General features: G+C 43.0%; 1 protein-coding gene. It reads right to left on the bottom strand.

The features are described from left to right. The coding region (locus ABN217_RS19600; protein ID WP_349459904.1) for a SulP family inorganic anion transporter at positions 1-640 on the bottom strand (640 nt) is incomplete at both ends.

Genomic DNA, 640 nt, shown 5'->3' with positions numbered 1-640 from the left:
TGAATGGATGTTAGCTGATACGGGTGAGGTTGCTCCTGCACGAACGTTGGCCCCTGAGCGGGCAATAGCTGCTGTTGCTGTGATCCCACCAAAAAATGGTGCAGCGATATTACCAAAACCTTGGCCGATCAGTTCACTATTTGAATGATGTTTTTTACCTGTCATATTATCAAGTACGACAGCGCAAAGTAGTGATTCAATAGCCCCTAAAACGGCCATAGAAAAAGCGGCTGGCATTAAAGCCGTAATCATTGACCAGCTAATTGGTGCACTACCAGGAAGCTCCCACGGTAGAACAAATTGAGGTAAAATGGGAGGGATACCGTTACCCTCAGTGCCATCAGGTAATAAATAACTAAATTCCGAACCAATAGTAGCCACTTGCTTATCAAACAGTGATAAACACCACATGACTAAAGTACCTGCGACCAACGCTGGTAAGTGACCGGGTAACTTTAAGCCAAGTTTTGGCCAATAAATTAGGATTAATAAGGTAACAAGACCAATTAATGTATCGCTATATTGTAAGGTTGGTAAGGCATTAGCTAATGCAATGACTTTATCAACATAGTTTTCGGGCACGTGCGCCAATTGCAGGCCAAAAAAATCTTTAATCTGCATTGTGGCAATGGTGATAGCG

The sequence above is a fragment of the Proteus sp. fly-1067 genome (assembly GCF_040139345.1).
GTDB lineage: Bacteria > Pseudomonadota > Gammaproteobacteria > Enterobacterales > Enterobacteriaceae > Proteus > Proteus vulgaris_B.
This window is presented reverse-complemented; position numbering and strand designations above follow the sequence as displayed.